This is a genomic window from Streptomyces sp. 3330 (genome assembly GCF_031456635.1).
GTDB lineage: Bacteria > Actinomycetota > Actinomycetes > Streptomycetales > Streptomycetaceae > Streptomyces.
In genome coordinates this window covers 190,423-209,312 of sequence record NZ_JAVDVA010000016.1, presented here as the reverse complement: position 1 = coordinate 209,312, position 18,890 = coordinate 190,423, and the positions used below count along the sequence as shown (strand labels likewise).

19 protein-coding genes and 2 pseudogenes are annotated in these 18,890 nt (G+C 71.5%); 15 read left to right on the top strand and 6 right to left on the bottom strand.

What is annotated here, in order from left to right; translation table 11 throughout:
* Nucleotides 1-113: 113 nt before the first annotated feature.
* Nucleotides 114-1,442 carry a phosphoribosyltransferase family protein gene (locus J2X68_RS25900; protein ID WP_310434976.1) on the top strand — a complete coding sequence of 443 codons (1,329 nt, stop codon included), beginning with the start codon at nt 114-116 and terminating at the stop codon, nt 1,440-1,442.
* A gap of 84 nt (nt 1,443-1,526) precedes the next feature.
* Here J2X68_RS25900 and J2X68_RS25895 read toward each other — a convergent pair whose 3' ends face one another.
* Together J2X68_RS25895 and J2X68_RS25890 are read right to left on the bottom strand one after the other, a co-directional pair.
* Complete coding sequence (locus tag J2X68_RS25895) at nt 1,527-2,063, bottom strand: allene oxide cyclase barrel-like domain-containing protein (RefSeq protein ID WP_310434975.1); 537 nt, start codon at nt 2,061-2,063, stop codon at nt 1,527-1,529.
* Between the two features lie 304 nt (nt 2,064-2,367).
* A complete protein-coding gene (locus J2X68_RS25890; protein ID WP_310434974.1) occupies nt 2,368-2,862 on the bottom strand; it encodes a lamin tail domain-containing protein in 495 nt (164 codons plus the stop codon).
* A gap of 353 nt (nt 2,863-3,215) precedes the next feature.
* On the opposite strand from J2X68_RS25890, the gene J2X68_RS25885 reads away from it, so the two are divergent.
* Entirely contained in the window at nt 3,216-4,073 is an 858-nt protein-coding gene (locus tag J2X68_RS25885) for a hypothetical protein (RefSeq protein ID WP_310434973.1), read from the top strand.
* A 434-nt stretch (nt 4,074-4,507) separates the two neighbouring features.
* Nucleotides 4,508-5,251: an SOS response-associated peptidase gene (locus J2X68_RS25880; RefSeq protein ID WP_310434972.1), complete on the top strand. Its 744-nt coding sequence runs from the start codon at nt 4,508-4,510 to the stop codon at nt 5,249-5,251.
* Between the two features lie 153 nt (nt 5,252-5,404).
* Here J2X68_RS25880 and J2X68_RS25875 read toward each other — a convergent pair whose 3' ends face one another.
* Nucleotides 5,405-6,448, bottom strand: a complete 1,044-nt coding sequence (locus tag J2X68_RS25875; RefSeq protein WP_310434971.1) for a MerR family transcriptional regulator — start codon at nt 6,446-6,448, stop codon at nt 5,405-5,407.
* Between the two features lie 477 nt (nt 6,449-6,925).
* On the opposite strand from J2X68_RS25875, the gene J2X68_RS25870 reads away from it, so the two are divergent.
* From J2X68_RS25870 to J2X68_RS25840, 7 genes are all read left to right on the top strand, one after another.
* Entirely contained in the window at nt 6,926-7,546 is a 621-nt protein-coding gene (locus J2X68_RS25870) for a sigma-70 family RNA polymerase sigma factor (protein ID WP_310434970.1), read from the top strand.
* Between the two features lie 153 nt (nt 7,547-7,699).
* Nucleotides 7,700-8,128: a hypothetical protein gene (locus tag J2X68_RS25865; protein ID WP_310434969.1), complete on the top strand. Its 429-nt coding sequence runs from the start codon at nt 7,700-7,702 to the stop codon at nt 8,126-8,128.
* 214 nt (nt 8,129-8,342) lie between these two features.
* A complete protein-coding gene (locus J2X68_RS25860) occupies nt 8,343-9,260 on the top strand; it encodes a hypothetical protein (protein WP_310434968.1) in 918 nt (305 codons plus the stop codon).
* A gap of 204 nt (nt 9,261-9,464) precedes the next feature.
* Entirely contained in the window at nt 9,465-10,052 is a 588-nt protein-coding gene (locus J2X68_RS25855; protein ID WP_310434967.1) for a DUF4383 domain-containing protein, read from the top strand.
* A 472-nt stretch (nt 10,053-10,524) separates the two neighbouring features.
* Entirely contained in the window at nt 10,525-10,776 is a 252-nt protein-coding gene (locus J2X68_RS25850) for a hypothetical protein (protein WP_310434966.1), read from the top strand.
* Nucleotides 10,754-11,329, top strand: coding sequence for a sigma-70 family RNA polymerase sigma factor (locus J2X68_RS25845; protein WP_310434965.1), 576 nt, complete (start codon nt 10,754-10,756; stop codon nt 11,327-11,329). The genes J2X68_RS25850 and J2X68_RS25845 overlap by 23 nt, the downstream gene beginning before the upstream one ends.
* The gene (locus J2X68_RS25840) at nt 11,326-12,321 is read left to right on the top strand and encodes a hypothetical protein (RefSeq protein ID WP_310434964.1); all 996 of its coding nucleotides are present in this window, start codon (nt 11,326-11,328) and stop codon (nt 12,319-12,321) included. The genes J2X68_RS25845 and J2X68_RS25840 overlap by 4 nt, the downstream gene beginning before the upstream one ends.
* Before the next feature lie 355 nt (nt 12,322-12,676).
* Here the strand turns inward: J2X68_RS25840 and J2X68_RS25835 are convergent.
* Nucleotides 12,677-13,075, bottom strand: a pseudogene (locus J2X68_RS25835) (YbhB/YbcL family Raf kinase inhibitor-like protein); the annotation flags it as partial.
* Nucleotides 13,076-13,248: 173 nt separating this feature from the next.
* Here J2X68_RS25835 and J2X68_RS25830 point away from each other — a divergent pair.
* Entirely contained in the window at nt 13,249-13,566 is a 318-nt protein-coding gene (locus tag J2X68_RS25830) for a helix-turn-helix transcriptional regulator (RefSeq protein ID WP_310434963.1), read from the top strand.
* Nucleotides 13,563-14,309, top strand: coding sequence for a hypothetical protein (locus tag J2X68_RS25825; RefSeq protein WP_310434962.1), 747 nt, complete (start codon nt 13,563-13,565; stop codon nt 14,307-14,309). Before J2X68_RS25830 ends, J2X68_RS25825 begins: the two co-directional genes overlap by 4 nt.
* A 307-nt stretch (nt 14,310-14,616) precedes the next feature.
* On the opposite strand, the gene J2X68_RS25820 is transcribed toward J2X68_RS25825, so the two are convergent.
* Nucleotides 14,617-15,189, bottom strand: a complete 573-nt coding sequence (locus J2X68_RS25820; protein WP_310434961.1) for a GNAT family N-acetyltransferase — start codon at nt 15,187-15,189, stop codon at nt 14,617-14,619.
* A gap of 248 nt (nt 15,190-15,437) precedes the next feature.
* Between J2X68_RS25820 and J2X68_RS25815 the strand changes: the two genes are divergently transcribed.
* Nucleotides 15,438-15,830, top strand: a complete 393-nt coding sequence (locus J2X68_RS25815) for a YciI family protein (RefSeq protein ID WP_310434960.1) — start codon at nt 15,438-15,440, stop codon at nt 15,828-15,830.
* A gap of 326 nt (nt 15,831-16,156) precedes the next feature.
* Here J2X68_RS25815 and J2X68_RS25810 read toward each other — a convergent pair whose 3' ends face one another.
* Nucleotides 16,157-16,483 carry a plasmid stabilization protein gene (locus tag J2X68_RS25810; RefSeq protein WP_310434959.1) on the bottom strand — a complete coding sequence of 109 codons (327 nt, stop codon included), beginning with the start codon at nt 16,481-16,483 and terminating at the stop codon, nt 16,157-16,159.
* A 406-nt stretch (nt 16,484-16,889) separates the two neighbouring features.
* On the opposite strand from J2X68_RS25810, the pseudogene J2X68_RS40325 reads away from it, so the two are divergent.
* Nucleotides 16,890-17,020, top strand: a pseudogene (locus J2X68_RS40325) (DUF6766 family protein); the annotation flags it as partial.
* A gap of 995 nt (nt 17,021-18,015) precedes the next feature.
* Nucleotides 18,016-18,888, top strand: coding sequence for an SDR family oxidoreductase (locus J2X68_RS25805; RefSeq protein ID WP_310434958.1), 873 nt, complete (start codon nt 18,016-18,018; stop codon nt 18,886-18,888).
* Nucleotides 18,889-18,890 lie beyond the last annotated feature (2 nt).

Genomic DNA, 18,890 nt, shown 5'->3' with positions numbered 1-18,890 from the left:
CCACGGGAGGGTCGTGCGGCATTGCGCATCTGTGCGCCGGGGGGTCGAGGATGGAGATACGGGCGGGTGCCGTCCACGCCCGCCGTATTCCTCCGGGACGAGGAGGTCGGGTCGTGTACTTCAGGGATCGTCGTGATGCCGGCCGGCAGCTGGCCGCCCGCCTGGGGCATCTGAAGGGGACCGACGCGGTGGTGCTGGGGCTGCCCCGAGGAGGGGTCCCCGTCGCCGCGGAGGTCGCGCAGGCGCTCGCCGCGCCGCTCGACGTCTGCATGGTGCGCAAGCTGGGCGTGCCCGTCCAGCCCGAGCTGGGCATGGGAGCGATCGGCGAGGGCGACGTGCGGGTGATCAACGATGACGTGGTGCGCACCGCGCGCGTCACCCCGGACGCGCTGGCGGAGGTCGAAGTCCGTGAGCGGGGCGTGCTGGAGCGCCGGGCCCGGCGCTACCGAGCGGACCGGGAACCGGTGGACACGCGAGGCCGCACGGTGGTGGTGGTCGACGACGGCCTGGCCACGGGGTCCACGGCGCGCGTGGCCTGCCGGATCGCCCGCGCCAGGGGAGCGGAACGGGTCGTGCTGGCCGTCCCCGTGGCCCCGCACGACTGGACCGCACGGCTCGGTGACGACGCCGACGAACTGATCTGCGTGCACGCCCCCTGGGACTTCTTCGCGATCGGTCAGTTCTACGCCGACTTCGCCCAGACCGACGACGAGGAGGTCATGGCCTGTCTGGAAGAAGCCGTGGCCCGTCGGCCGAGCACCCGCCGGACCGAGCCGCGTCACGGGGGACCGGAGGACCTGGACGTGGACGTGCCGGCCGGTACGGCGGTGCTGCGGGGACACCTGACGCTGCCCGAGGACGCGGCCGGCGTGGTGCTGTTCGCGCACGGCAGCGGCAGCAGTCGGCACAGCCCGCGCAACCGGTTCGTCGCGCGCGGGCTGAACCGGGCCGGGCTCGGCACGCTCCTGTTCGACCTGCTCACCGAGGAGGAGGAGAGCGACAGGGCCCATGTGTTCGACACCGGACTGCTGGCCCGGCGGCTGGCGGACGCCACCGGCTGGTTGCGCGGTCGGCCGGAGATCCGGGGGCTCGCTGTCGGCTACTTCGGGGCGAGCACCGGCGCGGCCGCCGCGCTGCGGGCGGCCGCCGAGCCCGACGCACGGATCACCGCGGTCGTCTCCAGGGGCGGCAGGCCCGACCTGGCCGGGCCACGGCTGCCGGCCGTGACCGCGCCCACGCTGCTCATCGTCGGGGGCCACGACGAACTGGTGCTCGACCTCAACCGGGAGGCGCGAGCCCGGCTGCGCTGCGAGAGCCGGCTCGCGGTCGTCCCCGGCGCGACCCACCTGTTCGAGGAACCCGGCGCCCTCGAGCAGGTCACCGATCTGGCGCGTGCCTGGTTCACCGACCACATGGCCCCGATCCCGCACGGGGCCGGCTGAATCCCCCGCTTCGGCCGAGCGGTCCCCCGCAGGCGTCGTCCACGGGAACCGGGAGTGCCCTGCGGGGCTGCGGCCATCGACACGTCACCTGATGAGGTGGACCTCCACCTGAGTGGTCATGGGGTCGAGGGGGTGCCCCCGCATGAAGCCGCTCTCCGTTCGGTGGGCGCCGGTCCCTCCGGTGACTGCGACCTCGAAGTCGCCCGCGAGGACAGGACGTTGGCCTGAGCCCTGGCCCGAGGCCGCGACGGGGAAACGGCCCTGGAACGTGATGTCCCCGTCGGACAGACGCGTGGTGATGGCGCACTGCGCGTCGCCCGTCCCGTCGGGGCGGGTGGCGGTCACCGTGCAGGTCCCGCCGTTGCGCCCGATTCTGTCGTTCTCCTGGAAGATGTCCTCGGAGAACACGAGAGTCGCCCCCAGGACGAACCCGGCAGGCCCTTGATAGGAGGCCTGGACGATCTTGGACGTGGCGCGCAGAATTCTCTCCCGCGGTTTTCCGTCTTCTGCGGCGGGACGATCGGTCGCCTCGTCGGCAGCCGCGGCGGGAGCGGCCGCGGCGACGAGTACAGCCAGGAGAACGGCCGTGCTGCGCCGCCAGAGTTTGCCCGAACAAGCCATGAAAGTACTCCAGAACCAGAACATCGACGCGGAGGAAGGCTGTCACCAGCACATCACCCTGCGGGGAATCTCGCTGTGCGGCTTGACCGAGATGGGTGACAGGCCTCATGCACCGGAGAGCCGGAGAGGGCCACAGGTCCTTCCCGGCGCGTGTGCGCCCGCGTTCCGGGGCGGTGGGATTCGGCGGGCGGGCCCACCGTGCAACGACCGGCCGACGGCGGGCAGCCGGGGGCGGTACCAGCCGTGAGCGGAAGGGAGGCGTCTCCCCGCGACCGGCAGGGCGTGGGGAGACGCCGGCGGGATGTCAGCCGTGGTAGTTGATGTAGCCGTTGCCGTCCGCGTCGTTGGCGCGCTTGGTGTACGAATGGACGTCGGCCCTGGCGCCGGTGGGCTTGATCAGGTAGATGGTGTCCTTGTCGTTGTTCCAGATGAAGTTGCAGTTCTGGCGGTAGACGACGTTGCCGGCGTCGGAGTCGGTGCCTCTGCCGCCGCGCAGCTTCACGTAGTCGCCGGGCTCGAGCTTGTGGCCGGCGGTGAAGGTGAACTTGTTGCCCGTGGCGTCCTTGACGACGTAGCCCTTGAGGTCGACGGTCGCGGTGCGGGAGTAGTTCTTGATCGTCAGGTACTCGTCCTTGGTGTTGCCGCCGGAGCACCGGTTGGAGTCGCTGCCGGGCGCGTCGTACTGGACGCCCTTGAGCTTCAGCGCGGACGTGTACTCGGTGGCCTGGGCCGGTCCGGCGGCGATCACGGCGATCGTGCCGGCGGCGGCGAGCGCGGCCAGGGTGTGGCGCGTGCGCATGAGGAATCCCCCCTCAGTGGTGCGAATGGAGCCGCTGGAGCATATCTGAGGTGATGGAGAGGTGTGCTCCGCGTGTACAAATGGTGAAGGGGGCTGTCCCGGGGGGAGGCAGTCAAGTGCCCGGCCCGACCCAGGCCCGCCGTCCGGGGCCTGCCCGGCCCCGCCCGGGCCGGGCGCTCCGGGATCCGACACCGCTCGCGCTCGTACGTGCGGGCGTACGCCGCCGGGTGAGGCGTCCTCGCGCAGGTTTGGCGGGGGCCGGAGCCAGGAATCGCTAGGTCACCGGCAGCCGATGCGCTGTGCCGGGCGCCCGACTACCGCGCCCCTCGGGCCAGAACTTCGGGAGAGCAACTGTGGTCGATCTCGGCTTCGTGGGCCCCAGCCGGCCCGCCAACGACTACCGCTTCTTGAGTGTCACCGACGGCGACACCCCCAACATCGCGATGGCGATCCGCATGGTGTCCGTCGACACCCCGGAGAGCCACTACGGCGGGGCCCCGGCCACCGCCCAGGCCGCTCTGGAACGCACCAGGACCCGACTGCTGGACGGCACCTATGACGCGCTCCCGCAGGACCTGCGGGACTACCTCGTCTCCCGGATCACCCCCGACGCGGCGCAACGGCACCAGGCCGCGGGCCAGGCGGCGGCGGAGGCCCACACGGCCATGGTGACCGACCGGCTGACCCGCCCCGACGGATCGCAGCGCAAGATGGCCGTGATCGCCACCGGTGAGCTCGTCGAGGGCAACGGACGCCTGCTGGCCTACACCGCCCCCTGGTTCACCGGCAGCGCCTCCGATCCGCTGCCCCCGCGCGACGACCCGCGCCGACGCACGTTCAACCTGGACATGGTGGCGCTCGGCTGGGCGGCCACCTTCGTCATCTACCCCTCCGTCCCGCCCGCCGAGGACCTCGACCTGCTGCTGGCGGACGCCGACGCCGCCTGGACACAACAGCGCGGCGCCTGGGCCGAGTTCGGGCGGGACCTGCTGCTGGGGTACGAGTACCGCGCCTGCGTCAAACTCGGCGTCAGGGAACTCGCCGACCCGGCCGAGGCGATCGGCCAGGCCTATCAGCGGGTGTGCGTCGATCTGCGGAACCTGACCGAGGTCGGCCTGTACGGCTACCACCGAGTGCCGCCACAGCACCGCCTGTGGATCTGGGAGACCGACCTGGAACAGGCACGGACGGACCTGCCGATCCACCTTTGAGCCGGCCGGGACTCCGGGGCTCCGGTTCATACGAAGCCGCGCCGCAGGCCCCCCACCCGCCTGCCCGTCGACGCAACGCCCTGGCGCGGATCGTGAGGCCCGGACTGCGCCACCCGACGGCCCAGTCGGCATCCGCCGCTGCGGGGAACGCCGTCATCGCGCCGGAAGGTGCGGTGCGTTCCGTGGCGCCCTGGCGTGCGGGGTGGCCGTGGTCGAACTTCCCCGAGTCGACGGCAGCCACCCGGGTGACAGAGGGACGGGGGGACAGAGGAACGGGGGACAGAGAGTCCGGTGTTCGTGCGCCGGTGGGCGCGTCCGGTCGTACCGCACCCATGGCGACCGTGCACGAGAAGCCCATCCGTCGCCTGCCCGGTCGGCGCGCGGATCCCGGACAGTCGGTGACGTCCCCCGGCCACGGATGGCACAGTGGCGGCATGTGCGGCAGATACGTATCCACCCGCAGTCCCCGGGAACTCGCCCCTCTCTTCCATGTCTCCGACCCGCCTCCCGAGGAGACGCTCGCACCGAGTTGGAACGTCGCCCCCACCGACGACGTGTGGGCCGTCCTGGAGCGGGCGCCCCGCGACAGCGCCGACAGCGCCGACGTCCTGCGAGAGCTGCGGTCGCTGCGCTGGGGGCTGGTGCCGTCCTGGGCCAAGGACGTGAAGGTCGGCTCCCGCATGATCAACGCTCGGGTGGAGACCGTGCACGAGAAGCCCGCCTACCGCCGCGCGTTCACGCGCCGCCGCTGCCTGCTTCCCGCCGACGGCTTCTACGAGTGGGAACAGATCAAGGACCCCGGCACCGGGAAGCCCCGCAAGCAGCCCTACTTCATCCACCCCGAGGACGACCAGCTGATGGCTCTGGCGGGGCTGTACGAGTACTGGCGCGACCCGGCCGTCGAACACGACGACGACCCGGACGCCTGGCTGCTGACCTGCACCATCATCACCACCGAAGCCACCGACGCGGCCGGCCGCGTGCACCCTCGTATGCCGCTCGCCCTCACCCCCGACCACTACGACGCCTGGCTCGACCCGGCCCACCAGGACCCCGTCGAACTGCGCGCCCTCCTCGGACAGCCCGCGGGCGGCCGCCTCGACGCACGCCCCGTCTCCACCCTGGTCAACAGCGTTCGTAACAACAACCCTCATCTCGTCGAAAAGGTCGGCGGCTAGGCAAGTGCGTCGCTCGGCCCAGGTGGCCGCCCCGCGTCCGGCGGCGCCACCGAGGCCACACAGTCCGGCACACCCGACTGGTCCCGCCGCTGGTCCGGTTCGGCGGAGGACCACCGCGGCGGCGGGCGGGGCCGGCGCGACGGGCGACCCTCTTCACGGCCGGGCCGAACTGTGCAGTGATGCGAGGATGCGGACCGCGTCGCGCAGTCCCGTCGGGCGCAGCAGTTCCCGGGACGAGCCGCGCTCCCAGCCGGGGCCGCACACCAGGACCGGACTGTGCCGCCGGGCGCCGCGGATGCCCCACCGGGCCGAGGCGATGTGCTGGGCCAGCGGCATGCTGGCCGTGGATCTCGACTGCGCCCACAGAGCCACCGCGGCGGGGCCGACGCGTCGCACGGCCCCGTCGAGCGCCTCGCCGGGGACGGCGCCGCTGAGCATCAGCGTCGGCACCCCCCGTTCGGCCAGTGCGGCGTTGAGGGCCTCCAGCGGCAGGGTGTGCTGCTCGCCGGGCAGACAGGCGAGCAGCACGGGCGGGGTGTCCTGGCCGCGCCGCATGTGCGCGGAGGCCGCGTAGGCGTGGCGCAGCACGGTGGAGACGTGCCAGGACAGAAGGTGCTCGACCTCGACGTAACGGTCGCCGGAGGACTCCCACTTGCGGCCGACGGCGCGCAGCGTGGGCGCCATGACCTCCTCCCACGCGGTCACGAGTCCGTAGGAGCGCACAGCGGCCGTGAGCTGCTCGTGGACGGCCGAGGCGTCGAGGCGGACGGCCGAGCGGGCCAGGCCGCGGCATTCCTGGCGGGCTGACCCGAGGGGGAGCGCGCTGGGGGAGCGGGACGGGCTTCCGCCGGCCGCCGCGCCGGGCTGCTCCGGTGAGGGGCCGCCGGTGCGGCGGACCGTCGGGGTGGCGTCGGCGGGGGACGTTCCTTCGTCGGGTCCGCGCCGGGCCTGTCGCATGGCCGTCCGCGCCGCCTCGGCGGGGGGCATGCCCGTGGCGGTGAGGCGGCACATCTCCTTCACCATGGCCACGTCCTGCGGGGACCAGCGGCGCTGGCGGCCGTCCGCACGCACGGCGGGCCCCAGGCCGTAACGGCGGTCCCAGGAACGGAGGGTGGTCGGGGAGACGCCGAGGCTGCGTGCAAGAGAGCCCGTCGTGACGCCGGTGACGGCGGGCTTCGCCTCGGGGCGAGCCGTCACGGCCGTGCGGCTTCGGCGACGAGGGCGGCCGCTGACGAGGGCCGGGGCGGGTGTCCGCACCGCGACAAGTGCTCGTTCGCCATGGGCTCCGCCTCTTTCGCTCGAGTGCGGACCCGCGGCCCGCGTCGCTCGACCGATCTTCTGTCGGGGGCGGCCGGACGGATGCGCTGTGCGGCACGGAAGCGTGGACGGGCGTGCTTCCGGTAGCCCTGCGGCAGGACGGGTCACTTCGGCGCTCGGCCCGGCGGTTCCTGGGCGACCGCGTGCACGACAGCCTCCCGCCACCCGCTCCGGCTGCACGTCGCATAAAACGATGCAGAGACGATGCAAGTTGTCGCATCGGTTGTGCGCTCCGCAAGGTGGGAGGGCAGCAGCAGGGGAAGGTCACCGAGGGTATCGGCCCGCGAGGGCGCCCGAGGCGGATCGGCCGTCTCCCTGCCGCGACGAGAGGTCACCGCCCGCACGAGGAGCAGCGCCATGACTGCACGCCGAGCCGCCGAGCAGATCGTCGACCGCGCCCCGCTCCGGGCTCCGACGGAGGACTCCCTGGCCGACGAGGAACTCGCCGCCTGCTTCGTCTCGGGCGACGAGGAGGGGCTGGCGGCCGCCTACCGCCGTTGGGGATCCCTGGTGTACACCCTGGCGCGGCGGTCCCTGGGTGATGCGCGGGAGGCGGAGGACGTCACCCAGACCGTGTTCCTCGCCGCGTGGAAGGGGCGCGCCGGGTTCGCGCCGGAGCGGGGCGCGCTGGGCGCCTGGCTGGTGGGGATCAGCCGGCGCAAGATCGCCGACGCGCTGTCGGCGCGCACGCGACGGACCGAACTGGCGGCGGCGGCCGGGGAGTGGATGTCCGGGCTGCCGGCGGACCGTGACGCCCAGCCGGAAGCCGTGCTCGACCGGGTCCTCATCACCCACGAGCTCGCCAGGCTGCCCGAGGCCCAGCGCCGCGTCCTGACTCTGGCCTTCTACGACGACCTGACGCAACCGCAGATCGCCGAGGTCACCGGCTGGCCGCTCGGCACGGTCAAGAGTCACGCCCGGCGCGGTCTGCACCGGCTCGGCAGGTGTCTCGAGGAGAGCGATGCGCGGTCACGATGAGTGAAACGACGCACAAGCGATGCATGGGCGCGCAAGACGGCTCCTGCCCCTGCTTCGCCTCGCGCGCGTGAGCCGTTGCGGCGAGCGATGCATCCGCTCGGGACCGGGCGCCGGTAAAGGTGCTGTGAGGGGCTGACGGAGGGAGCTGACGGCGTGACCGAAGGCCGGGTGATGTCCCACATCCCGCACGCGGAGCTGGTCGACTGCGCTCTGGACGGCAGCCGTGCCTCGTGGAGAGACGCTGTCGTCCGGCACCTGAACGTGTGTCGTTCGTGCCGCGAACGGCTCGCGCTCTACGAGCGGGCAGCCGCCGCCGGCCGTCTGGGCCGCCCGGGAACGGGACTGCTGACACCCCCGGACCGGCTGTGGACCGCGGTACGCACGCACACGATCGCGGAGCGCTCACCGACCCCGCCGCCGAGCGCGCCCGTTCCGCCGCTGGAGCGCACCCGCATCCTGCAGCGCTCGGCCGCACTGGCGCGGGCCGCCCTGCGCAACCTCGGCCGTCTCCTGCTCCGCCTCCCTCTTCGTGCACGTCTGCGGCCGCGCCGATCACGTCGGCCGCCCGGACGATCCCCCTGAGCCGGTCAGGGCAGGCCTTACGTGGCCGCCGGTGCGCCCGTTGCCTGCCGTCCGCTCGGCTCTTGTTCCCGCCCTGGACTCTCGTTACCGCCCTGGACGTCGTCTCCGTCCTCGTGCGGCAGACGGTCGGTCCGTGCCGAGCGCAGGTGCACGTCCCTTCGGTCGGCGATCGCGTACCGCGTCGCCGGCAGCCCCGTCGTCGAGGGAGCCGTACATGCCAGCCGTGACACGTGACGCACGGGTGCGGGAGAACCGGCCCGAGCCCCTCGGCGCGGCGCCGCCACCGGAGCGCGAGGCCCCGGACGCTCCGCTGACCTGGCGCAGCGCCGGTCTCGAGACGATGGCCTCGATGCTCGTCCTGTCGCTGCGGCGACTCGGGTCGCGCGGGTTCGAGGCCTGGTGCCAGTGGCCCCGTTCCCATCCGCTCAACGAGCGTGCTCTGGTCGTCGCCCACCATCCGCTGATCATGGTCGAGTCCGTCCGTCAGATCGCCGCGGCGCTGGAACGACGGCACCTGCCGAGGCCGTTCGCCCCTCTGGAGCCCGGCTCGGTCCGTTTGGGGCTGATCCACGAGGCGCAGCCGCGGGAACGGGGCGTGGCGACCGCCGTACTCGTCCGGGTAGCCGTCAGCGACCTGGTGCTCCACGGCGGCAGGCTCGTCGGGTACCGCCTCTGCGCCGACTTTCTGCAGGCGGGCCTGCGGTTCGGCTCAGGCACGATCCGGATGCTCCCGCGCGAATCCGGTACCGCCGTCGGCGCCGCGGCCGGTCAGGGCCTCGTGCACCCGTCCGCGGCCGCCGTAGGGGCTGCCGCCGAGCCCGACGTCATGGTGGCGCGCACTTCCCGGGGACTCGCCATCGCGCCCCGGGATCCGGACCATCCCGTGTTCCGTCCCGGACGGTCCTGCCGGCTTTCGGCTGTGGCCGTCCTGGAGGCGGGGCGGCAGGCCGCGCTGCTGTCCTACGGCGGTACGGCGGCCGCCGTCACCGGGCTCAGCGTGGACCTGCGCGGTCCGGTGCCGTGTGCGGGCGCCTCCGTGGAAGTGGCACCGGATCCCCTCGGCCGCCGGTTCATCGTCCACACCGGCGGACAGGTCGTCGCCGTCGGCACGGTCGGACTGCTCCGACCCTGATCGTCCGACGGCAGTGCGGTGCGCCGGCTCCGCCGCCGCTCGGGGCGACGGACGCGAACTTCGCGAAGTCACCCGTCCGGAGTGCAACCACGGACGTCCACCGATGAGAAGAACGGGACGACGCGACTGCGGAAGGGCGCAGCCCGACACGGGGACGAAGAGTCTCTGGGGACGGACAGTCCCCGGTTCCGGAAAGGATCCGCCATGAAGTTGAGGGACGAACTGCCCGTCGACCACAAGCTGGCCACGGTCTACCGCTTCGGCGCCGCGTTCTGCGGCCTGGTCCTGCTGGTCTTCGGCGTCCTGGGATTCGCCGACCGGCTGAGCCCGTTCGACACGGAGGGGCAGCAGCTCGCCGGTATGTCGACCAACGGCGTCCTGAGCCTGATCTCCGTGGTCGTCGGGCTGGTCCTCATCGGCGGGGCCGTCGTCGGAGGCAACTTCGCGTCGACGCTCAACATGACGGTGGGCACGCTGTTCCTGCTGAGCGGCTTCGTCCATGTCTTCGTCCTGGACCGGCCGGCCAACGTGCTCGACTTCGGGATGACCAACGTGATGTTCAGCTTCGTCATGGGGCTGGTCATCCTCACCTTCGGCATGTACGGCCGGGTCTCCAGCAAGCTGTCGCACGACAACCCCTACTGGCGTCGGCGCCACGCACGGGAGGCGGCGAAGGAGTCCCTGGCCCGCCGCCGGCAACCGATGAATCCGCTCGGCGACGGCGACCGACGAGCACTCGGATCCGTACCCGGTGCCTCGAACGCGTCCGAAGCGGCAGGTGTCCGCGACTGACGCGACGGGAGCCGACTCCGCCACCGTGAGCACGCCGAAGCGGTACCGACTGCTCGGTGCTCGCGACGGTGCTCATGGCTCTCCTCGGTGCTGCCGTGTACAGGGATGTCATGCCGGGGGCGCCTTTCGACGGAGGGGCTGAGGCGACGTCAGAGGCGACGACACATCGACGCGTCGACGCGCGCCGGATCCACGGACAACCTGCGGTGCAGCAGCACTGGAATGCTCACGCCACCACGTCCACCGGCCCTGACCGGGACGGATCATTGCAGGTGCATGAAGCTTCCGGGCAGGTCGGCCGGACCCCGGCGGCATTGCTCCCGCCGCTGCCCGCCGTCCCGCGTCAGGAGCCGGCGGTTCCCCTTGCCTCGGTGGCGCCTGACCTGGCAGATGTCACAACGCGCCGCGAAAAGAGCACTGTTGTGATGCCAGTGAGTGGGATGGGTGCTTCTGTGGAAGGAAAGAGCGAGGCATGGAGCCTGTGATCGTCGGCGCGGTGGTGACCGTGGCCGTCAGTGTCGTCAACGCCGTAGTGAAGATCGCTCAACGGCGGCTCAACGTGTCGGTGGAGATAGCCCGGATCACGGAGACGGCACAGACCGAGCGGGTGCGATCCCTCGCCGGGCGGGTGGTCCCGGCCGCTCCGTACCCGCCCCGCCGTCCCGAGGCGGGGACGGCCCACCGGAGCGGGGGTGACGATCATGGAGGACGCCCCCAGCGTTGAGGTGGGCCTGGCCGAGCCGCTGGAGACCGCGGACGGCCCGCAACCGGGCATCGAGCTGGCCGGAGCCCTGCACAACGAGCAGTATCCGGCACTCGTCCGCTTCCTGCTCCTGCACGGGGCCTCGTGGAACGAGGCCCAGGACGCCGCCCAGGACGCCTTCACCCAGATGTGCGCCCCCGGCGTGAGCGTCGTCTATCCCCGGGCCTGGCTGCGCACCGTGGCGTGGCGGTCCTGGGTGAGCCAGCAGGTGCGACTCGAAGAGACCTGCGCGGACCTGCCCGAACCCCGGCCGGGCCTGCGCTGGCAGACACCGGCGCACGCCGCCGAACTGGGAGAGGAAGAACGTCAGGTGCTGTCCTTACTGCTTCAGCTCCCCGCCAAGCAACGCGCCGCCATGGCCTGGCACCTGGACGGATTCACCACCGAGGAGAGCGCACGCGCCATGGGCACCACACAGGCGGCGGTCCGTCAGAACCTGGCCCGCGCCAGAGCAGCACTCAAGGAAGGCCTGCGGCTCGAAGGCCGGTACGTCAACGAGAGGGGGAAGGCATGACACCCGACGGCCCCCGCGCACGGCGGCAGGGCGACCGCTGCGGGGACGACGTCGACGCCCTCCTCGCCGCGGCGCACGACCAGCTCGGCATCGCCGTCACCGACCGGGTCAACGCCCGGGGCGGACCGCCCGAACTGCGTCCCCCGGACCTGGCACTGGACCGCCTCCTGGCGGCGAGCCACCGCTCCCTGGGGCACGGCGTCAGCCGCCGTCTGTCGAGGGAGGCCAGCGCGGCCCTGGCCCAGCGGCACTCCGCGCACCGAGCACGCATGGGCGCGAAGGGATCCCTGTCCCGCCGACCGGCGGCGGTCCGGGTGAAGTACCGCGAGGACGCCCTGCGCATGGTGCGCCTCTACTGGCCCTTCGACCTGGCCGAGGCCATGCACGAGGCCATCCGACTGGTCCACGACCTGTGCGACCTCCTGGGCGACGCAGCGCGACCGCTGACCGATGCCCTCGTCCTGCTCACCAGGCTGCGCGACCACCTCGAACGGGTGTCCCAGTTGCCCGAACCGCACCGGCCGCCCATGTCGCTGACCGACCCGGACTACCTCGACGCGGTCGAGTCCGTCCTCGCCGACCCCGCCGAACGGCTCGCCGGGGGACTGCACGCCGTCCGGGAGCTGCTCGACGAAGAACTCGCACCCGCCGTCGCGGCCCTCGACCACGGGGGGCGCCCGTATCTCTTCGGTGTCGACGCCGTGGCCCAGGACCTCATCGACGACCTGGCCGTCGGCTGCGAGGAAGCCGACATGCTCGCCCGGGCCGTCGCGGAGGTCGAACGAGCCAGCAACGACTTCGTCGGAGCGGACCTCAGCGGCGCCAGACTGGACGGCGTTCTCCTGGAGGGAATCCTCTGGGACGCCACCACGTTGTGGCCCGCCCAGTGGGAGAGCCGCGTACGCCATGCCTCGCTGCCGTGCGGCGAGGACGAGGGGATCCTCATCGTCGCCGCGGAAGGCTCCGATTCGGTGGTTCCCGCGGAGGCGTAGGACCCGCCGCGTGCCCCCGGGCCGGGGACGCACGGCTTCGTACGCACACTGCCGAAGGGCACGGGGGGGGAGTCGGGAACGGAGGAGGGCGACCGGCCGGGTGGCCGGCGGGGGTTCCGGCCGGTCTTGATGTTCCGTCCCGGCGTACCCCCTCGGAGAGGAGAGCAGCCGGTCAGGTGGCGAGTGGTGTCCTGGGCCCGGACGAGCACAAGGCTCCCTCACCCGACGCCGTACGACCGGTCACCGCGCCGCTGCGCGCCCAGGGGAGCCAGGCGAGCGAGAGCCGGTGCGGCCCGGCTGCGCCGACCGGTTGGAGTGTCTTGGGTCGGCGCTCGGCGGGCCTCATGGCTGCTCCTCAGGCGGGCGTCTCGGCGGTGGCGGTGAGTATCGCGCGGCCCAGGACGTGGCTGGACATGGTGAAGCCGAGAGCGGCCGGGGTGGCGTCGGCGGAGACGCCGCTGGTGTCGACGTCGAGGGCGTGGACCACGACGAAGCAGCGGTGCGGGCCGTGACCCGCAGGCGGGGCGGCACCGACGAAGCGGGCCGTTCGGGCGTCGGTGGGCAGCTGCAAGGCGCCTTCGGGAAGACCTGAGCCCGTCTCGTCGCCGGCGCCCTCGGGCAACTCGGTGACATCGGCCGGGATGTCGGCGACCGCCCAGTGCCGGAACCCGGACCCGGTGGGGGCGTCGGGGTCGTACACGGTGACGGCGTGGCTCCTGGTGCCTTCCGGGGCGCCGCTCCAGGTGCGCCGGGGGAGTCCGGCACATCTTCATACGATCGGCGCGAATGACGGACAGCGTTCCGGGCGGGCTTGACGCCCTTCCGACACCGACAAGATCGGCGCGGCTGCATGCCGCGACGCCTGGGGGTGCCACCACCTCGAATGTCGTTCTCGACATACGGTGGTTGCGGTGCTTCACTCGCGATATGGCATCGATTCGCCTTACAAGACCGACACTTGAAGTCATCAAGGTGCTGCTGGCCTGCACCGTCGACGACCCCGCATGGGGTCTGAAGATCTGTGAGCAGACCGACCTCGGATCCGGGACCGTGTACCCCATTCTCGAGCGCCTGATCGACGCGGGATGGGCCATCCGGTATCAGGAGACGGGAGCGCATCCGGGTCGGCCCAGGCGGTACTACTACGAGCTCACCGCTGTCGGTCAGCGTGCAGCGTGCGAAGCCAGGGAGCGGAAGCCTCGACTCTTCGGGCTGCGCCCAGCAGGCGAAGGGGGCGCGGCGTGAGTACCGACGAGCGCCCCGATGAGGTCGCCGGCCTCGGAACGATGGCTGTGGTCGCCGTACTGGGGCCGCTGCTGGCCGGCACAGCGAGCGCGATCTTCCTGGCCACCGGCTATGGCCTGCGGATGTTCGATCCCGAGCCGGCGGTCGTCCGGGATCTGATCGCCACCGGCTGGGTATTCGGTGGGATCACGGCGGGCATGATCCTGGTCGCCGCGGTCAGTCTGCTGCGCATTGCCCTGCGAGCTGCCCCGCAGCCGGCGGAGGGGGAGTCCGGGGCCGCTTCGAGCACGGTCGCCCCCACTCGCGCGGCCGGCCTGCGGACTCTGGCCTTCGCGTCCTTTGTCGCTGGCGAGCGCAGGGCTCACCTTCGGGAGGAGTGGGCCGCCGTGCTGGCCGGAGATCCCGGGAACGGCATCGTCCTCTCATCGCGCCGCAGGATGCGCTATGCCGTCGGCTTCCTTTGGGCAGCGCTCCGCATGCGGCTCCGGGACATCGCTGCTCCGCTGTGGATGCCGGTGGACTGGCTGCTGTCGGCGGAGTCGCGCACGCACGGGTTCATCGCTACGGCCGTCGGCGCGCAGATCCTGTACGTCCAGCACGAGGACGGTCTGCATGCCCTTGCGACCGAGGGCTGGGGCTGGTGTGCCGGTTGCGGAATCGCGCTGCGGCTGTTCGTCGGCTGGCTCCGCAGGATTCGCGGCATCGAGCTCGCCTCGACGCCCGGCAAGGCCAGAGACGAGTAGCCCCGCCCGCCGCGAAGTGTCTGCCGGGCTACCTCCCGCCGAGCAGGGGAGTACGCGCCGTCTGCGGATCTCGGCCCGCGGGCGTCGGGGGAGGACGGCCACCAGGATCCGGACCGGAACCGTGAGGAACGGGGCTCCCGCCGAGGGCGGCGACCCTCGAAGTCTGACAAGGACGACTGCAAGCGGCGTCACGCGGTGGAGTACGGGATCGGCCGGCTGCGACAGATCCATGGCCACGAGGGACGGCAAGTGGGCGAAGGGCAGGTGACGCGACAGGGCGACAGAAGCACGGGGCCGGCCGTCACCATCAACCAGCAGTTCTGCCCAGCGCGGTCGCGCCGATGCCCTGCAAGTCGATCCAGTAGCGTCGCTTGATGCCGGCGCTGGTTGTGCGGACGTCCTCCAGGACACCCCCGTTGCGCTCGATGCTGCGAGCCGATCCGATGTTGCCGTCGTCGCAGGTGACAAGGACCCGGTCCAGGCCGATTGCACGGGCTTCGGGGAGCACCGCCCCGAGGGCCCACGTCGCCACACCGCGCCTCCGGAAGGAGGGGCGGATGCTGTAGCCGATGTGCCCGCCTACGTCGAGCAGAAGGGCGTTCAGGTAGTGCCGCAGATCGACAGCTCCCAGATAGCTGTCGCCGTCGACGATCCACCAGTGGGTCGCGTGAACGCGGCCTTCCCCAAGCGCCATCGACCTGTCCGACTGTTGGCGCAGACGCTCGACCCAAGCGGCGAAGACCACGGGGTCCACCAGCTCGCCATCCGGGGGAGCGAGACGCAAGCCGGTCCCATCCTGATGGGCGCCTGGTGGCCACTCGTCCCGCGCGGCAAGCCACGAGCGCTGAAGTCGGCATGTGGGCGCGGTCAGTTCAGGCATGCGGGCGACGCTAGCACCGGCACACCCACCGTCCCGTCAGCTGCCGCCAGGTGCTATGTCGTCGCGCAGCCGCACGGGGTCGCGCAAGTGGTCGGCACTGATCGGGAGACCTCGGCCACCGCTGGGGCGACCTCGGCGCCTACCCCCAGGAAAACGTCGCCGGGGCGCAGATGAGTTTCGCCGCTCTGCGGTGTCCTACTTCTTTGTAGGCCTCGGAAGACCAGCGGCGCCCAAGAAGGGTGAGGAACATGAAGTACATGATCCAGATGAACGTGCCCGCGGCCCAGTGGGACGGCATCATGTCGTCGTACTCCAAGGACGACATGGAAGCCATGTTCGCTCACATGAACGCACTCAACGACGACCTCACGTCCGCTGGAGAATGGGTGGACGGGCAAGGCTTGGGAGGCCCTTCGCTGGTCAAGACGGTGCGGGCCGGAAGCGACGGAGGGCCGCAGGTGACCGACGGGCCGGCCGAGGCCGGACGCATCCTGGCCGGGTACTGGGTGGTCGACGTCAAGAGCGAGGAGCGGGCCCTGGAGATCGCGGCACGAGCGTCCGCGTGTCCTGGCCCTGGCGGGAAGCCCGGCAACGAACCGGTCGAGGTGCACGCGATCCCCGAGGACCCGACCCAGGCCTGACCGACGACCGCCCATGGCAGCGCCCGGAAGCGGGCGGAGCGGGCGAGCCGAGAGCCGCCGTCACCGGGTGCGAGAGCACTCGCCGACAGGGGGTGTTCACGCGCCTGCGCTGTCCCGTCCGGAACGAGATCTCCGCCTGCGCCATCGGCGTGGTGGGCCGGCCCGCCACCTCGCCGAACCCGCCCACGGCGGCGCGACGGGCAGTCCCTGGTACTGGCGCCGGACGGCTCGCGCGGTGCCCGTGCCGCTTCACGCGCTTCTCGCCGGGGCGGTAGCGCGCCGATGAGGCAGCATCGGCCAACGCTTGTCTCCGGCGGCCGCATCGGTCAGCGGCCCAGAGCGCTGGCCAGCTCCTTCTTGGTCATCGACGAGCGGCCGCTGATGCCGCGCTTCTTCGCCTCCGCATACAGCTGGTCCTTCGTCGGTCCCTGGGCGCCGCGGTGCGAACGCTCACCGCCGCGTTGCGGAGCGGACTTCGGGTCCCCGGTGGATGTCTTGCTCGCCGTCTTCGACTCGCCGGACCGGGCCCGTTCCTTGTTCACTGTGCGCGCCGCGATCTCTTTCGCCCGGTCCTTGGAGGTACCGCGCTTCTCGGCGCTCTCCTTGATGTGCTCGTACTGACGCTCACGCTTCGCGCTGGAGCCCTGCGGCATCACGCTCTCCTTTCAGGCTGGTTCGGCCCGCTCGGCCGTACCGGCATTCCGGTCGTCTTCCTGCGTACCCGCCGACCCGCGCTCCTCACCCGGCTCTGGGGCGGCCTTGATGCCATCTGATGTGGGGGTGCCGGGGTCTGCGAGCAGGCAGCCGCCGAACGGATGAGGAGGCGTCTCACCGCGTGCCCGCGTTGGGCGTCTTCTCAAGATCAACGGACGAGCATGCGCGTGTCACGGAGGGCGAGGCAGGGCGTGTCCGGCAACAGTCGGGGCTGACGGCCGCCACGATGAGACGGGACGTGTATCCGCCGACAGGGGAGCCGGAGCGAACCGACAAGGCCGGCGTCTCACCAGGGTCCGGATCCTTGCGCTCTGCGTGCTCCTGCTGGCCCTGGCCGCCTGCGGCCTGCAGAACTGGCAGTCCGAGCTGGTGGCCGTCGCGTCCACGGCCATCCTCTCCGGCTACCTGCGCCAGCGCGGTTCTCCGGAGTCCAAACCGTCGGCGCCCCCCACACCTCCACCGGCGTCGAGGGATGAGCGCTCGGTCAGGCATCCGGCTGAACGGAGATGTGTATGCGGTCCGTGACTCCGCCGGCAACGCCGTCGTGCAGCCACGCGAAGCGAGGACCGGCTCGCCTGATGTATCCGCAGCCAGGGCCACGACGAAGAGCGGGGAAGGGCCGCGTCGACCTCCCCAGGCGTTGGCGCCCCTTCCCACAGCATCGCCCGTCTACCCCGACGATCGCTGTCCATGCGGGGGCACGCCATGGCTCTGGCGGGCACCGAGATTCATCGCTGTTCCAGCACGGCAGCGCTGGACACGGCCCGGGGAAGGCCCCATGTCCTGAGCCCGCTCCAGACCCGCACGATCACGCAACCCCCGAAGGTCCGGCATGACGATCTCCGGGCGGTCCGGAGGGAGCCGGGATTCAGCCCAGCCCGTCCCTTCGAGGGCGATGACACCGCCTGTGAGGACGGTCATCAGATCTTCGGCCACGCAGGGGGCCACGAGTGGGGTGTTTCGTGCCGGCAGTGAGGGGCAGACGAGAATCGTGCTTCGGACTGGAGGCACAGCCCCCGCGGGATCGGGGCTGTCGGCGCCCTCCAGTCGGCGGACGCTCCGGACCGCTGTGGCTTCCTTGCGTCTCCCGCCTCATCAGCACCAGCTGCGCCCGTGTCCGCAGCGACGCCCTGTCCGACGGCGTTTCAGCGCCTGGTTCCGGCTGCCGCCCGGTCTGAAGGAGACCGCCCGAGCCGAGCCACCGCCCGCGGCACTGCGCCGCCTCGTCAAGGACTGCGAAGCCCTCGCCTTCGGCCAGGGCGTCACCGCAGCCGTCACCTCGAGTGCCCGACCGCGCGGCCTCGCTTACCCCCGGAGTGTCGACCGGGGCGCGGGAAATCCCGGAGACATTGCAGGTCGCACGCACATACCTCGACAGCGCTCCGGCCACCGGAGGGCTCCCGCCCACCACGAACCGAGCACGACGTGGCGTAGGAACCAGTCACCCGCACACCCGGAGGAGAAGCCTGCGATGAGTGAGCATCCCACCGACAAGCACCCCCAGCCCGACTTCCCGCAGCAGGACCAGGAGCATCCCGGCTGGACCGGCCCGATGGACCCCCCTCCCGATCACGGTGAAGAGACGTACAAAGGCAGCGGTCTGCTCGACGGGCGGAGTGCCCTCGTCACCGGCGGAGACTCAGGCATCGGCCGCGCCGTATGCCTGGCTTTCGCCCGCGAAGGCGCTGACGTCCTGTTCACCCATCTGCCACAGGAGGTCGAAGACGCGCACGAGACCACGCGGCTCGTCGAAGCGGCAGGCAGCAAGGCGATCGCGGTGCCGTGCGACATCCGTGACGAAGCGCAGTGTGACCGGCTGATCGAGCACGCCGTCGCAGAGTTCGGGCACATCGACATCCTTGTGAACAACGCCGCCTACCAGATGTCCCAGCCTGATGGCATCCAAGCGATCACCACAGAACAGTTCGACCGGGTCATCCGCACCAACCTCTACGGGATGTTCTGGCTGTGCAAGAAGGCCCTGCCCCACATCCCGGCAGGCGGATCGATCATCAACACCACCTCTGTGCAGGCTTACAAACCCAGCCCGCATCTCCTCGACTACGCCACCACCAAGGGCGCGATCGTCACCTTCACCCAGGGACTGGCCCAGATGGTCGCGGCCGACGGCATCCGGGTCAATGCCGTGGCTCCCGGCCCTGTGTGGACCCCGTTGATCCCTGCGACGATGCCGGACACCAAGGAGTTCGGTAAGCAAGCACCTCTGGGACGGCCGGCACAACCCGCGGAGATGGCGCCCGCCTATGTATTCCTCGCGTCCGACCGCGCGAGCTTCATTACGGCGGAGATCCTCAATGCCACCGGCGGAACGCCGCTGCCCTGACG